At 68.5% G+C, this 14,797-nt stretch carries 14 protein-coding genes; 6 read left to right on the forward strand and 8 right to left on the reverse strand.

What is annotated here, in order from left to right; genetic code table 11:
• Positions 1–782, reverse strand: a 782-nt coding sequence (locus AC1D01_RS05505; protein WP_477865067.1) for an FAD-dependent oxidoreductase, incomplete at its 3' end; no start/stop codon positions are given.
• 64 nt (positions 783–846) lie between these two features.
• On the opposite strand from AC1D01_RS05505, the gene AC1D01_RS05510 reads away from it, so the two are divergent.
• The 3 genes from AC1D01_RS05510 to AC1D01_RS05520 all read left to right on the forward strand — a co-directional run bounded on the left by AC1D01_RS05510 (position 847) and on the right by AC1D01_RS05520 (position 6,022).
• A complete protein-coding gene (locus AC1D01_RS05510) occupies positions 847–3,546 on the forward strand; it encodes a DUF4118 domain-containing protein (RefSeq protein WP_477865068.1) in 2,700 nt (899 codons plus the stop codon).
• A 30-nt stretch (positions 3,547–3,576) separates the two neighbouring features.
• A complete protein-coding gene (locus tag AC1D01_RS05515) occupies positions 3,577–5,448 on the forward strand; it encodes a potassium transporter Kup (protein ID WP_477865069.1) in 1,872 nt (623 codons plus the stop codon).
• 67 nt (positions 5,449–5,515) lie between these two features.
• Positions 5,516–6,022: a hypothetical protein gene (locus AC1D01_RS05520; RefSeq protein ID WP_477865070.1), complete on the forward strand. Its 507-nt coding sequence runs from the start codon at positions 5,516–5,518 to the stop codon at positions 6,020–6,022.
• Positions 6,023–6,049: 27 nt separating this feature from the next.
• Here AC1D01_RS05520 and AC1D01_RS05525 read toward each other — a convergent pair whose 3' ends face one another.
• Together AC1D01_RS05525 and AC1D01_RS05530 are read right to left on the reverse strand one after the other, a co-directional pair.
• Positions 6,050–7,519: a DUF4832 domain-containing protein gene (locus tag AC1D01_RS05525; protein ID WP_477865071.1), complete on the reverse strand. Its 1,470-nt coding sequence runs from the start codon at positions 7,517–7,519 to the stop codon at positions 6,050–6,052.
• 134 nt (positions 7,520–7,653) lie between these two features.
• Positions 7,654–8,553 carry an AraC family transcriptional regulator gene (locus AC1D01_RS05530; RefSeq protein WP_477865072.1) on the reverse strand — a complete coding sequence of 300 codons (900 nt, stop codon included), beginning with the start codon at positions 8,551–8,553 and terminating at the stop codon, positions 7,654–7,656.
• On the opposite strand from AC1D01_RS05530, the gene AC1D01_RS05535 reads away from it, so the two are divergent.
• Entirely contained in the window at positions 8,552–9,127 is a 576-nt protein-coding gene (locus tag AC1D01_RS05535) for an SDR family NAD(P)-dependent oxidoreductase (RefSeq protein ID WP_477865073.1), read from the forward strand. The two genes, AC1D01_RS05530 and AC1D01_RS05535, sit on opposite strands and share 2 nt — an antisense overlap.
• Here AC1D01_RS05535 and AC1D01_RS05540 read toward each other — a convergent pair.
• Both AC1D01_RS05540 and AC1D01_RS05545 read right to left on the reverse strand, forming a co-directional pair.
• Positions 9,072–9,485 carry a hypothetical protein gene (locus AC1D01_RS05540; protein WP_477865074.1) on the reverse strand — a complete coding sequence of 138 codons (414 nt, stop codon included), beginning with the start codon at positions 9,483–9,485 and terminating at the stop codon, positions 9,072–9,074. The two genes, AC1D01_RS05535 and AC1D01_RS05540, sit on opposite strands and share 56 nt — an antisense overlap.
• 20 nt (positions 9,486–9,505) lie before the next feature.
• Entirely contained in the window at positions 9,506–10,426 is a 921-nt protein-coding gene (locus AC1D01_RS05545; protein ID WP_477865075.1) for a LysR family transcriptional regulator, read from the reverse strand.
• 111 nt (positions 10,427–10,537) lie between these two features.
• Here AC1D01_RS05545 and AC1D01_RS05550 point away from each other — a divergent pair, with 111 nt between their 5' ends.
• Positions 10,538–11,428 carry an MBL fold metallo-hydrolase gene (locus tag AC1D01_RS05550; protein WP_477865076.1) on the forward strand — a complete coding sequence of 297 codons (891 nt, stop codon included), beginning with the start codon at positions 10,538–10,540 and terminating at the stop codon, positions 11,426–11,428.
• A 61-nt stretch (positions 11,429–11,489) separates the two neighbouring features.
• Here AC1D01_RS05550 and AC1D01_RS05555 read toward each other — a convergent pair whose 3' ends face one another.
• On the reverse strand, positions 11,490–12,617 hold the full coding sequence (locus tag AC1D01_RS05555; protein ID WP_477865077.1) for an FAD-dependent monooxygenase: 1,128 nt from the start codon (positions 12,615–12,617) through the stop codon (positions 11,490–11,492).
• A gap of 152 nt (positions 12,618–12,769) precedes the next feature.
• Here AC1D01_RS05555 and AC1D01_RS05560 point away from each other — a divergent pair, with 152 nt between their 5' ends.
• A complete protein-coding gene (locus AC1D01_RS05560; protein WP_477865078.1) occupies positions 12,770–13,372 on the forward strand; it encodes a TetR/AcrR family transcriptional regulator in 603 nt (200 codons plus the stop codon).
• Positions 13,373–13,375: 3 nt separating this feature from the next.
• Here the strand turns inward: AC1D01_RS05560 and AC1D01_RS05565 are convergent, their stop codons facing one another.
• Positions 13,376–14,296 carry an NAD(P)-dependent oxidoreductase gene (locus tag AC1D01_RS05565; RefSeq protein ID WP_477865079.1) on the reverse strand — a complete coding sequence of 307 codons (921 nt, stop codon included), beginning with the start codon at positions 14,294–14,296 and terminating at the stop codon, positions 13,376–13,378.
• Positions 14,293–14,797: RraA family protein (locus tag AC1D01_RS05570; protein WP_477865080.1), on the reverse strand; the 505-nt coding region annotated here is incomplete at its 5' end. The genes AC1D01_RS05565 and AC1D01_RS05570, both read right to left, overlap by 4 nt.

The following is a 14,797-nucleotide window of genomic DNA, read 5'->3' on the forward strand; positions in this document are numbered from 1 at the left end:
GCGATCGCCCGGCTGTCGGCGAAGCTGCGCAGGCTGCGCACCTGGCCGGGCGCCGCGCCGGGCACGTCGAGCTGCACCGGCTCGGCACCGGTGGCCAGCAGCAGCGCGCCGAACGGCCGCGTTGTGCCACCGGCGAGCCGCAGCCGGCGCGCGGCGACATCGATCGCGTCGACGCGCGTGTCCAGCAGCAGCTCGATGCGGCGTTCGGCGTACCAGTCGCCGGGCCGCAGCGGCATCCAGTCGGCCTCGGCCGTGCCGGCCAGGAAGTCCTTCGACAGGTTCGGCCGGTCGCAGGGGGGATCGGTGTCGGCACTGAGGATCGCCAGGCGCCCCTCGTAGCCTTCGCGGCGCAGCGTGTCGGCTGCGGCCAGCCCGGCCGCTCCGCCGCCGACGATGACCACGTCGTCGAGCGTGCCCTGTGTCACCTCGCGRCGCGAACGTGGCGCGGCGACGATGCGCTCGCGGGCGAACAGCTGGCCGTCGCGCTGCTCGACGCGCCAGCAGGGCAGGTCGTCGAGCGCCGGCGCGCACAGGGCCGCGCCGCTGCGGATGTCGAACTGCGCGTGGTGCATCGGGCAGTGCAGCACATGGCCGTCGAGCAGGCCGTCGGCCAGCGCCGCGTGGTAGTGGGTGCATTGCCCGCCGATCGCGTAGACCGCATCGCCCCGGCGCAGCAGCAGCGCGTCTTCGCCATCGATCTGCCCGGCGAGCATCGCGCCGTCGGCGATGCGCTCGAGCGGGACGCCCGCCTTCAGGTCGGGCCGCAGGGTGGTGTCGGTCATGACGCGCTCCGGTGGGTTGCGGCAAACATCGTGGCACAAATGGCTGTGACAATGCCGCCTCACCATGAGCGACACCTCGCGTCCCGATCCCGACGCCCTGCTTGCGCAGCTGCGCGACGAGGCCCAGCGCGCCACGCGCGGCCGGCTGCGCATCTACTTCGGCTCGTCGGCCGGCGTCGGCAAGACCTGCGCGATGCTGGCGGCCGCGCGCAAGATGCGCTCCGACGGCGTCGACGTGCTGGCCGGCATCGTCGAGACACACGGCCGCAGCGAGACCGCGGCGCTGCTCGACGGCCTGCCGGTGCTGCCCGCGAAGACGGTCGAGCACCGCGGCCGGCAGCTCGCGGAGTTCGACCTCGACGGCGCGCTGGCGCGCCGGCCGGCGCTGGTGCTGGTCGACGAGCTGGCGCATTCGAACGTGGCCGGCTCGCGCCATCCGAAGCGCTGGCAGGACGTCGAGGAGCTGCTGGCCGCCGGCATCGACGTCTACAGCACGCTGAACGTGCAGCACCTGGAGAGCCTGAACGACGTGGTCGGCGGCATCACCGGCATCGTGGTGCAGGAAACGCTGCCCGACACCTTCTTCGACCGGGCCGACGAGATCGTGATGGTCGACACGCCGGCCGACGAGYTGATCGMGCGCCTGCACGCCGGCAAGGTCTACCTGCCGGCGCAGGCCGAGCGCGCGGCGAAGAACTTCTTCCGCAAGGGCAACCTGATGGCGTTGCGCGAGCTGGCGCTTCGCCGCACCGCCGATCGCGTCGAGGACGACGTGCAGGCCTACCGCAGCGACCGCGCGATCGCGCAGGTCTGGAAGACCGAGGGCGCGCTGCTGTGCTGCATCGGCCCGCAGCCGGGCGCCGAGCACGTGGTGCGCAGCACCGCGCGACTGGCGCAGCAACTGGCCGTCACCTGGCATGCGGTGTATGTCGAGACGCCCACGCTGCAGCGGCTCCCCGGCCACCGGCGCGAAGCCATCCTGCAGACCGTCAAGCTGGCGCAGGAACTGGGGGCGAGCACGGCCGTGCTGCCGGCCCAGGACGTGGCGTCCGCCCTGGTCGCGCACGCCCGGGCGAACAACCTGTCGAAACTGGTGCTCGGCTGCGGCGCCGACGGACGCTGGGCGCCGTGGTGGCCACGGCGCACGCTGGGCCAGGCGATCTCGCGCATCGCGCCGGACATCGACCGCCTCGAAGTCGGCCAGTTGCGACGCTCGCGGTCGCCTGTGGCGACAGAGAGGGGCCTCGGCACCGAGCCGGCCACCGCCACGGTCGCGCACCTGCGCCGCTACGGGCTCGCACTCGCGGCCTGTGCCGGCACCACGGCGTTCACCCACCTGCTGGTGCCGTACTTCGCGCTGGCCAACATCGTGATGGTGTTCCTGCTGTCGGTCGTGTGCGTGGCCGTGTGGCTGGGCAGGGGGCCGGCGGTGCTGGCGGCGTTCTTCAACGTCGCTGCCTTCGACTACTTCTTCGTGGCGCCGCGCCTGTCGTTCGCCGTCTCCGACGTGCAGTACCTGTTGACCTTCGCCGTCATGCTGATCGTCGGCCTGGTCACCGGGCAGCTCACGGCCGGCCTGCGCTTCCAGGCGCGGGTCGCGACCCATCGCGAGGCACGTTCGCGCTCTCTGTTCGAGGCGGCGCGCGACCTCTCGAACACGCTGACGCAGCAGCACGTCGTCGAGGTCGCACAGGCGGTGATCGCGCGCGAGTTCCGGGCCCAGGTGGCCCTCTATGTGCTGGACATGGGCGATCGGCTGCAACCTCCCGCCGACGGCGCCGGGTTGGATTTCGGCACGGCGCAATGGGCCCTGGATCACCACCAGGCTTCCGGCCTGGGCACCGACACGCTGGCGGGCAGCGCCTGGCTCTACCTGCCGCTGAAGGCGCCGATGCGCTCGCGTGGCGTGCTGGCGATCCAGCCGACCGAGCCTCGCTTCCTGCTGATCCCCGAACAGCGGCAGCAACTGGAAACCTTCGCGGTGTTGACGGCGATGGCGCTGGAGCGTGTCCACTACATCGAGGTGGCGCAGGGGGCGACGGTGCAGATGGAGTCCGAGCGGCTGCGCAACTCGCTGCTGTCCGCGCTGTCGCATGACCTGCGCACGCCGCTGGCCGCGCTGGTCGCCACCGCCGAGCTGCTGGCCGCGAGCCAGCCGCCGCTGTCGCCGCGCCAGCGCGAGCTCGCCGCCGGGCTTGGCGACAAGTCGCGCCGCCTCGCCGACATGGTGACCAACCTGCTCGACATGGCGCGCATCCAGAGCGGCGAGATCCGGCTGCGCATCGARTGGCARTCGGTCGAGGAGMTSATCGGCGGTTCGGTCAAGGCGGCCCACGGGACGCTCGGGTCGAGAGCGCTCGCTATCCACATCGATCCCGACGTATCGCTGGTCGAGTGCGACGCCGTCCTGATCGAGCGCGTGCTSGTCAACCTGCTGGAGAACGYCGRCAAGTACACGCCGCGTGACACGCCGGTGGAGATCCTGGCGAAGGCGCATGGCGACGAACTGCGCATCAGCGTGCGCGACCAGGGGCCGGGCGTGCCGGCGGGGCAGGAAGACATGATCTTCGAGAAGTTCACCCGGGGCCGGGTGGAGTCCGCAACGCCTGGCGTGGGTCTGGGCCTCGCGATCTGCCGCGCGATCGTCGRAGCGCATCGCGGCCACATCCAGGTCGAGCCGACCCGGCCTCACGGCGCGACGTTCACGTTCACGCTGCCGTCGGGAACGCCTCCGCCGGTTCCGGCCGGGATGGATCCTCTATAAACGCGCGATTGACATCGCCTCGGTACAAGAATGAACGACAACGAAAACCGCCAGGGCCTCGGCCTGTTGACGCTCGGGGCATTGGGTGTCGTCTACGGCGACATCGGCACCAGCCCGCTGTACACGATGAAGGAGGTGTTCCACCCCGCCAACGGCGTCCCGCTCGACGCGCCCGACATCATCGGTGCGGTGTCGGTGATCTTCTGGGCGCTGATGGTGGTGGTCACGCTGAAGTACGTGATCCTGATCCTGCGTGCCGACAACCGAGGCGAGGGCGGCATCATGGCGCTGACCGCGCTGGCGGCCGGCGGGACGCCGACCCGTCGCACCTTGCTGTTGTTGACCGGCGTGCTGGGCGCCGCGCTGTTCTACGGCGACAGCGTGATCACGCCAGCCATCTCGGTGCTGGGCGCGGTCGAGGGGCTGGAGGCGATCACGCCCACCCTGAAGCCCTACGTCCTGCCCATCTCGATCACCATCATCGTTGCGCTGTTCACCGCTCAGCGCTTCGGTACCGAGGCGGTCGGCAAGCTTTTCGGTCCGATCATCAGCGTGTGGTTCTTCGTGCTCGCACTCGTGGGTGTGCTGCAGATCGTGCAGCAGCCGGGCATCCTGGCGGCACTGAACCCGTTGGAGGCCGTGGCGTTCCTGCATGCGCGTGGCTGGCATCTGTTCCTCGTGATGGGCTCGATCGTCCTGGCGTTGACCGGTGCCGAGGCGCTGTACGCCGACATGGGGCATTTCGGGGCACGCCCGATACGCATCGCGTGGACGGGGTTGGTGCTGCCGTCGCTCGCGCTCAACTACATGGGGCAGGGGGCCTTGCTGATGCGCGATCCGTCGGCGCTGGAGAGCCCGTTCTACCGGCTGTTCCCGCAGGCCTGGCTGATCCCGGCGGTGCTGCTGGCCACTGCGGCCTCGGTGATCGCATCGCAAGCGGTGATCTCGGGTGCGTACTCGATGACCAAGCAGGCGATCCAGCTCGGGCTGCTGCCGCGCATGCGCGTGCTGAACACCTCGGAGAAGGAAGCGGGGCAGGTCTACGTCCCCACGGTGAACTGGGTCGTGATGGTGGCCGTTCTTCTCGCCACCGCGGGTTTCGGCAGCTCGTCGGCGCTGGCGTCCGCCTATGGCATCGCCGTCACGGTGACGATGTTCATCACGACGCTGCTGACCTTCTTCGTCGTTCGCTACGTCTGGCGGTATTCGCTGGCGGTCGCCGTTGCCGCGACGTCTGCCTTCCTGGTGGTCGACGCAGTGCTGGTGATCTCGTGTTCGCTGAAGATCCTGCAAGGCGGCTGGTTCCCGCTGGTGATGGGGGCGGCGATCTTCGCCGTGATGGCGACGTGGAAGCGAGGTCGCGAGCTGTTGATCGAGCACATCCGCCGCGACGACCCGGAGCTGATGCCTTTCATCACCTCGCTGGCGCAGGACGACATGGCGCATCGCACGCCGCGCACCGCGGTCTATGCGGTGGCCAACCCCGACACCGTGCCACAGGCGCTGATGCACAACCTGAAGCACTACCAGGTGCTGCATGAACAGAACGTGATCCTGACGGTGAAGTTCGAAGAGGTGCCACGCATCGGCGATGCCGAGCGCATCGAGCTGACGCCGCTGGTCGAAGGCTTCTGGCGAGTGCAGGTGAGCTACGGGTTCATGGACCAGCCGGACATCCCGCGCGCCCTGGCCCACTGTTCACTGCACGGCCTGTCGATCGAGCCGGGTGCCACTTCCTACTTTCTGAGCCGCGAGATCGTCGTCCCGACCAAGGGGGCGGGCATGGCGCACTGGCGTGAGGCGCTGTTCGCGGCGATGTCGCGCAACGCCGGCAGCGTTGCAGACTTCTTCAAGCTGCCGCACAACTGCGTCGTCGAGCTGGGCACGCGCGTGCAGATCTAGACCCCTTTCGGGCACTGTTATCGTTGGGGGATTGCGGCCCGACGAGGCCGCCCACGAGGAGGACCCCATGACCGAACCCACCGCGGCGCCTGCCGTTGTCACCGACAGCGCCGCTGTCGCCATCCCTGCCGTTGCGCCGACGCCGCGCGCACTGGCCGAATCGATGCCGCTCGTCCAGTCCGGCGCGCGCTGGTTCTGGTGGATCGCCGGCCTGTCGGCGGTGAACGTCGGCATGCAGCACTCGGGCAGCGACACCCACTTCGTCGTCGGCCTGGGCATCACCAGCGTCATYGATGCGCTGTTCTCCGGGCTGCCGGTCGTCAGCCTGGCGCTCGATGCGCTGGTGCTGGCCTTCTTCTTCGCGATGGGCCTGATGGCGCAACGCGGCAGCATGCGGGCCTTCTACGTGGGCGGTGCGGTGTACGCGCTCGATGCGTTGTTGTACCTGTTCATGGCCGACTGGATGCCGTTCGGCTTCCACGTGCTGGTGCTCTTCTTCGTCGGCAAGGGCGCGCTGGCCTTGCGCGAGGCGCTGCGGGCGYAGCCGCCCGCGTCGCCCGTGGCGGCTGCGTGACGCGCCGGCCGCAGCGCGGCCGCCCGCCTACTTGACCGTGACGGTGGTGCCGAAGCGGAAGGCGCCCAGCGACGCATCCCACCCCTGCCGGCTGGCGGCATTGTCTRCATTGGCCGGTCGCACGGCGAAGCGGGCATCGCTGCCGAGCGGCCCCGTGCCATCGGGCAGCGCGATGTAGACGTCGTGCTCTCCCACCTGCGTGCCCGCGGGAACGGTCACCGACACATCGTGCGTGAAGCTGTTGCCCGCGGTCCAGCTGCGGGGATCGACGGAGGTCGACAGCTTCACCACCGTGCCGCTGGTTCGATGCTTCAGCAGCAGGAGCACCGGGCGCGCCTTGAACGGTCGGGCCCAACCGACATTGCGCACCGTGAATCGCACCGACAACGCAGCACCGGTGGTGGCCGTCGCGGCATGTTCGGCCGAGACGAACTCCAGCCGGTAGCCCATCAGGCGCTTGACCTCGTCGTRGCACCCGTCCTGTTTCCAGCGGGTGTGGAAGGCTTCGGTGTAGTAGTCGTTGTTCAGGTAGGTCAGCGAGAACTGCCGGCCTTCCGCCAGGATGTCCGCGCAGCTGGTCCGGGGCTGCGCGCCGGCGTCGTCCGCCGGGTTGCAGGTTTCACCGCCGAAGGGCGTGACCTTCGCGAGCGCCATGGTGTAGTTGCGCTGCTGCTGCCTCGTGGTGGCGTTGTCGCTGTAGGTGCCGACGTCGGTGGCGCTGGCCAGGAAGCAGTCGTTGTGCACGCCCGAGCGCGAGGCGGCCGATCCGTTGAAGGCGGTCGATTCCGCCGGTGGCGTGGCGAACCACTCCATCACGTAGGGCGGGTAGCGGAACTGGACGAACTGCTCCGGGGGCAGGGCGCCGAGCAAGGCATCGCGGATGCTCGTGCGGTTGCCGGCGCTGGTCAGGCCGTTCGACGAGGTGTGCCACTCGCCCCACGCCCCGATGAAGCCCGCCTGCAGGTAGGCGATGACATCGGTGTTCTCCTGCAGCACCGGCTTGAGCTGGGCGATGTGGGCGAGCACCTGGCTGAGCGATGCGTCGGTTGCGTTGCGGTACTCGGTTTCGCCGTCCGGGTAGTTGTAGACGAAGCGGGGGATGATCTTCACGCCCGATTGCCGCGCGTTGGCGAAGCCGGTGCGCAAGCCGTCGAGCAGGCTGGCGGGCAGAGCGGTGCTCTTGTAGGCGTCGAGCCGGACCATCGCGTAGAGAACGCGGAAGCCGTTCGTGTACGCATCGGCGCCGTCGTCCTTGCTGAACTGGTTCAGGTCCGACCAGGCCCAGCGGTAGAAGCCGCGCTCGGGGTTGGGGATCTCGGCGTTGCTCGCGGTGAATTGCGCGGACACCATCGGAGCCGGAGCCGGGCCACCTTGCTGCGGCGTATTCGCGTTGCCATCGCCGTCCGAGCTGCCACCGCAGCCCGCCACGAGGGCGGTGCTGGCGCACAAGGCCGTCAAGGCCAGCAGCTTGCGGAATCTCTCTTCATTTCTGTTCATGGAGTGCACGGCGCTTGCCAATGGAGGGGAGGCGTCCGGATTGTCTTGAAGATCCGCCAGCGTCCTGCCTTCGGTGGGGCTTGGTAGCATCTCTTACGCGAGGTCTCCCGGCTGATGGGGCAGGCCTTGGCGGCTCAGCGACCCTGCGCAAACCTGCCCGGTGGCTGGCCCACATGGTGGCKGAACGCCGTGCTGAAGGTGCTGGCCGAGCTGTAGCCCACCAACTCGGCAACCTCGCCGAGCCCGCGATCCCTGCTGCGAAGCAGCTTCTTCGCCAGGGCCATGCGCCAGGAGAGCAGGTACTCCATCGGCGGCATGCCGACGGCACGCGTGAATCGCTCGAAGTAGGCCGAACGCGAGAGCGCGGCTTCCCGGGCCAACTGCTCGACGGTCCAGGCGTGGGAGGGTCTCTCGTGCATCTGCCGCAGCGACCGCGCCAGGCGCGTGTCCGCCAGGCCGCGAAGCAACCCGGCTGAAGCCGACGCCCCGGTCGTGGAGCGAAGCGCCTCGATCAGCAGCACCTCGACGAGGCGTGCCAGCACCAGCTCGCGTCCGGCGCGCTCGTCGCGGGCCTCTTCCTTCACCCACTGGACGAGCCTCTCCAGTCGCGGCTCGCCGCGAATGTGAATCTGCTGGGGCAACAGCGAGACCAGCAGCGCAGCGTCCGGCGAGCCGAAGACGAAGTAGCCGCCCAACAGCCGGACATCGGGCGGGCCGTCTTGCGTGCCATGCCGTACCTCTCCCGAGGCCTCCGAAGCCTCGATGCGAGGGTCGACCTTCTTCGGCCTGACCGGCTGGAAGCCGGAGAGGGTCAGTCCCGGCGTGGCAGGCAGCAGGACGAAGTCTCCCGCCTGCAGCGTGATGGGCTCCTGGCCGTCGACCGCCAGCCGGCAGGATCCCTCGAGCACCGCGCAGAAGCTCGGCTGGCCGAATGCCGAGTAGCGCACCCCCCAGCGCCCCGCGCCGCTGATGCCCTTCGAGAACACGGTTCCCGGTTGCAGCAAGGAGATCACTTCCGACAGTGGATCGACCATGGCAGGACTCTGGCAAACGAAGACTGGATTGTTGATTGTATTCAGTCCTGTATTTGCCACCTATCGTGGAGGCTCGTTCAACCCGTCGACAAGCTCCCGACAAGGAGCCCTTCATGGCAAAGACCGCGAGCAGATCCTTCCGGTGGCGCTCGACGTCACGGACTTCGCGAGCGCGAAAGCGGCCGTCGACAGCGGCGTTCGGCGGTTCGGACGGCTGGACGCCGTCATCAACAACGCCGGGTTCGCCAACATCGGAGCGGTGGAAGACATGGCGATGCAGGACATCGCCGCCCAGTTCGACACGAACGTCTTCGGCAGCGACAGCTACGCGGACCCCTCGCGCATCGCTGCGGTGGTGATGCGGGTTGCGGAGGTGGAGGTGGAGGAGCCACCGCTTCGGCTGGTGCTCGGCAACGGGATGCTCGACTACGCCAGGAGCTTCGAACAGGCCCGTGCGGAGTCCGACGCGCGCTGGAAATGGCTGACAGACGATCGCATCGGCACCGTGCTCGAAGATGTCACCGCAACTCACCTCGATATCGGGCAGGCCGGCCCAGGACCACGAGGACAGTGACGACGCCACTGGCCAGCGCGCAAGCAAAAGGTGCCAGCAGCGAGAAGCCGCCGGCCGCCAGCCACCACGTCGCGCAGGCCGTCCCGAGACCCAGCGCTGCGAGCGCCACGCGACCGCGATGCTGCGGCGCGGCGAGCGAGGGGAGGAGCACGGCAGTCGCGGCGCCCACGGCCGCCCCGACACAGATCGACAGCGATTCGGCAGCGCGGTACCACGTCGCCATGCACATGCCGGACACCAGCAGCTCCGGCGGGCACAGCTGGATGCAGAGGGCTCGCAGCGCCATGGCCACCACCAGGCTCAGGACCACCCCGGCAAGCCACGACGGCAGGACGAGAAGCCAACGCAGGATCTTCATGTGCGCACCAGGGAGTTTCATCAGATTCTGTCATTCAGGGCGAGATCCCACGGCGCCTCCTCCCCCGCGAAGCGCTCCGCCAGGAAGTCCACCAGCATGCGCAGCGCCAGCGGTTGATGCTGGCGCGAGAGATAGAGGGCGTGGATGCCCAGCACGTCCGGCTCGTGGTCGGGCAGCAGCTGCACCAGGCGGCCGGCGCGCAGGTCATCGCCGAGGTAGTAGGTCGGCAGCATGCCGATGCCGGCCCCGGACAGAACGGCACGCCGGAGCACCGCGGTTTCGTTGGTGTGGAAGGCCCAGTCGACCGACACCATGAGCTTCTCGCCGCCGCGCGTGAACCCGTAGTGCTTGCCGATGCCGAAGGCGTGCGCCACGCAGCGGTGGCGCCGCAGCTCCTCGGCCACGCGCGGCACGCCGTGCTGCTGCAGGTACCCGGGTGAGGCGCACAGCATCGACCGGCACTGCGCCAGCGGCCGCGCGATCATCGTCGCGTCCAGCGTGTTGGTGATGCGCACCGCGAGGTCGACGCGCTCCGCGACCAGGTCGGTGACCTTGTCGCCCACCGACAGCATCACCTCCACCTGCGGGTGCAGGCGCTGGAAATCCACCAGCGCGCCGGTGAGCTGGGCCTCGGCGAAGGAGCCCGCCGTGGTGACGCGCAGCAGCCCCGCCGGCTCACGGCTGCGCTCGCCGGCCAGGTGATGGACCTCGTCCGCGATGCCGAGCAGCTGCCGGCACGAGGGCAGTGCCGCCGACCCGGCATCGGTGAGGCTGACACGCCGCGTGGTCCGGTGCAGCAGGCGGGCGCCGAGCCAGTCCTCGAGCGCCGCGAGGTAGCGGCTGACCATCGCGACCGACATCTCCAGGCGCTCGGCAGCCTGGGTGAGGCTGCCGAGATCGGCCACTTCGACGAACACACGCACAGCCGTCAGACGGTCCATTTCATCGATCTATGCAACAACAATTCAACTGTAGCAATATTTATCTACTGCATCGATGCAAATAGAGTCCATCTCGTCGCAAACAGTGTTCCCACCCTCACGGAGATCTCCATGTTCCAGTTCAGCACCTTCGTCCGCGTTTTCCTGCCCGCCCTGGCGCTGGGCGTCGTCGCACCCACGGCCGCCGTGGCGCAGGCCCAGCCTGCGCTGACCCTGAAGGTCTACAACGCCGACGGCAACAGCTTCAACGTCAACGCCGTGGTGGTCAGCGGCAAGACCGAGGCCATCGTCATCGACAGCGGCTTCACCCGTGCCGATGCGCTGCGCGTGGCGGCCAATGTGCTCGACAGCGGCAAGTCGCTGCGCACCATCTTCATCAGCAACGCCGACCCGGATTTCTACTTCGGCGCCGAAGTGCTCAAGGCGTATTTCCCGCAGGCGCAGGTGCTGACCACCCCGGCCGTGCGCGAGAAGATCCAGGCCAAGCTGGCAGGCAAGCTGGCGTTCTGGGGCCCCAAGATGGGCGCCAATGCGCCGCAGAAGCCGATCGTGCCGGAACTGCTGCAGGGCACGACGCTGAGCGTCGATGGCGAGACGATCGAGGTTCGCGGCACCACCGGTGAGCTGGCCCATCGCCCCTACGTGTGGATTCCGTCGATCAAGGCCGTCGCCGGCAACATCGCGATCTTCGGCAACCTGCACGTGTGGACCGCCGACACCCAGAAGGCCGGCGAGCGCAAGGCCTGGTTCGCCCAGCTCGACGAGATCGAGGCGCTGAAGCCCGTCACCGTCGTGCCCGGCCACATGGCCGCCGGCACGCCGCTCGACGCCAGCAGCGTCCGCTACACCCGCGAGTACCTGCAGCGCTTCGATGCGGAAGCCGCGAAAGCCAAGAACGCTGCGGAGCTGATCGAGGCCATGAAGAAGGCCTACCCGCAAGCCGGCCTGGGCATCGCGCTCGACATCGGCGCCAAGGTGGCCAAGGGCGAAATGCAGTGGTGAACACTGGCGCCTCACGGCGCCGGCTGTGAACTGAAAGGCGGGGACCGAGAGGCCGGGCGGCCTAGAACTCGAATTGCGTCTTCGCGTTTCGTGCGCGGATCGCCTCTTCGGTTCGAGGCACCAGCGTCTCGAGTCCCACCCGCACCGCTTCGGCTTGTACTTCGTCGACGAACGGACGGAACTGCTCGTCATAGAGGCGGAACGCCCGCGCAGGGTCGCCACCCGCTGCCCGCATCGCCTCTCCCAACGCGGCCGCGCCGTCGATGGCGAGTGATCCGCCCATTCCGGCAGCGGGAGACGCGCAGAAGGCCGCGTCCCCCACCAACGCGACCCTGCCCCGCGACCACGAGGGCATCCGGATCTGGCACAGCTTGTCGAAGTAGAAGTTGTTCGAGTCGGCCATGGCCCTCAACACCTCCGCAGTCCTCCAGCCCAACCCGGCGAACTGCTCCGCCATGATCCTGCGCTGCTGCGCTTCGTCGCGGCGGTCATGCGCGATCTCGCGCTCGCAGACAAAGCCCAGGATGATGTCGGTCTTGTCCTTGTAGGCATTGAGCATCACGGCCTTGCCTGGCACGTTGAAGATCTGCGCGGTATCGCGCTCGATCAGCAAGGTGTCGACGATCGCGATCGAGAAGTACTGCTGGAGAAAGTGCGTGTACCGCGCTTCCTCGCCGAACCAGAGCTTGCGCACGCCCGAATGCATGCCATCGCAGCCGAGCACGAGGCCGAACGAGCCCCGGCCGCCCTTCCTGAACGTGACGTCGACGCCGCCGGTCGTCTCCACCAGCCCTGCGATGTTGTCCCCGAAGACGATCTCGCATCGGTCTCTCACGGCCTCGAGCAGGATGTTCAGCAGCACGTTCCGCTCGATCTCGAATTCATCTTCCCGGGGAGGATCGCCTTCCGCCCGCAACACGAGTGCGCGTTCGGTCCGGTCATCGGCGTTCTTGAATTCCCACCGTCGCAGGCCCAGGCGATTGGCGCGAATCTGTTCGAGGATCCCCATGCGCTTGACGATGTCGACCGTGTTCCCGCGGATGTCGACGGCCGTGCCGCCGGTGCGCAGCCCCGGCCCGATCTCGACGACGGTCACGTCGTAGCCCAGCTGACTCATCCAATGGGCGCACGAGAGCCCCGCGAAGCTCGCTCCCGAGATGAGCACCTTCTTGTCATTGCCACGGGTCATCTGCCGCTTCCTTTCTCTGTGCTGCGCCATCCAGCGATGACGAGTGAAAATTGTGTACTCGATAAAAGTTATTGGCAACACATTTTTTACTGAGTACAAAATTTGAGCCAACGGCGGATCTCCCACGCGAGCTTCGGCTAAGCTTCACGCCCATGGGCGAGAGACGCGAGAGCAAGAAGCGGGAAACCCGACAGCGGATTTCCGACGTGGCGACAGAGCTGTTCTTCGAGCGGGGCTTCGAGGCGGTGACGATCGACGACATCGCGGTTGCGGCGAACGTGTCGAAGATGACCGTCTTCAACTACTTCTCCCGCAAGGAAGAGCTGATGCTCGATCGCGAGGACGACCTGAAGCTGCTGTCGTTCCGTCAGGCGCTGCGCGAGAGGCCCGACGGGACATCTCCCATCGATGCGCTGCGCGCGCTCGTCCAGGAGCTGAGCGGCCGGAAGCATCCGCTGTGCTCCGTCAACGCGCAGGCACTGAACTGGTGGCGGGTCCTCGCCGCCAGCCCGTCGCTTCAGGCGCGCCTGCGCGAGCTCGGGGACGAAGCGGCCGAAGGCCTTGCGATCGAGCTGGCAGGGCCGAAGCCCGACGGCGTCACGCGACTCATGGCCGGGATGATCGTGCTGACGATGCGCATGGCGCGCGAGGAAGCGATACGCCTGATGGAGCGCGGCGGCTCTGCGAAGAAGGCGAACGCCGCGTTCCTCGCCTTGATGGAGCAGGGCTTCTCGGCGGCCGAGACGCTGGCATGACCTTCAAGATCGCAGGACGTTCAGCGCGTTCTCCGCCGCGGCCACGCCCATCTTGACGTAGGCATCCGCGGTGACGCCGCCGATGTGCGGGCTGAGCGTGATGCGCGCCTCGCCGTGGAACGGGTGCGGCGAGGGCATCGGCTCGGTCGCAAAGCTGTCGAGCCCGGCCGCGGCCACCTGGCCCGAGCGCACCGCGGCGAGCAGCGCCGCCTCGTCGATCAGGCCACCGCGCGCGGTGTTGACGATCAGCACGCCCCGCTTGCAGGCGGCCAGGGTCTGCGCGTTCAGCAGCCGTGCGTTGTCGGCCGTCAGCGGGCAGTGCAGCGAGATCGCATCGGCCTCGCGCCAGATCGTCGCCAGGTCGGCGCGCGCGACATGCGCCGGCAGGTCGTTCGCGTACGGGTCGAATCCGAGGACGCGCATGCCCAGGGCATCGGCCACGCGAGCGAAGCGCCGGCCGATCGCCCCCAGGCCGATCACGCCGATGGTGCGGCCTTCGAGCTCGATGCTCTTGTGCGTCGCCTTGTCCCAGTGGCCGCCATGCATGCGCTCGTTCAGCAGCACCACCGATTTGGCGGCGGCGAGCAACAGCGCAAGCGCCTGTTCGGCGACGGCGGCGGCATTGGCCCCCACAGCGGCGACGACCTGGATGCCGCGGGCCCGGGCGGCGGCCTGGTCGATCGTGTCGGTGCCGCTGCCATGCTTCGAGATCACCTTCAGGCTCGGCGCAGCGTCCATCGCGGCGGCGCCGACCTGGCTGTAGCGCACGATGATCGCCACCGGGTCGTGCCGCTGGCACAGGGCGATCACGTCGTGCTCGGTCGGCGTCCTGCCCGCGAAGACGACCTCGAAGTCGTCGAGCAAGGCCATCGCCTGCGGCGCCAGGTCGGCACCGGTCACGACGAACACCGGCTTGCGGCTCACAGCGTTTCTCCGTCCTGGATGACGCCGGCCGCTCGGAGCGCGCCGTCCAGCCAGGCGGGCCGCAGCGCCTTGCGACTCTTGATGTCGGCAATGCGCCGCGCCTCCGCGGCGACCTTCTCGGCGGCCAGCGGCAGCAGCGCCACGGCCCGGGCCCGTTCGATCACCGTCACGCCATCGGCGTCGCCCACCACGAGGTCACCGGGATGCACGGTCACGCCGCCGACGGAGATCGGGTGGTTGAGCCGCCCCGGGACGAACTTGGTCGGGCCATTCGGGTTCAGGCCCGCCGCATACATCGGGAAGCCCAGTTCGCGGATGGCCTCGCTGTCGCGCACCGCGCCGTCGATCACGACCGCCGCGATGCCGAGCGCCACGCACTGCTGCGACATGATCTCGCCCATCAGCGCGCTGCCGAGATCGCCCTTGCCGTCGACCACGATCACGTCCCCCGGCTGCGCGATCGCCATCGCGGCATGGATCATCAGGTTGTCGCCGGGCCGG

It is taken from the genome of Rhizobacter sp. P3_B12 (assembly GCF_056402895.1).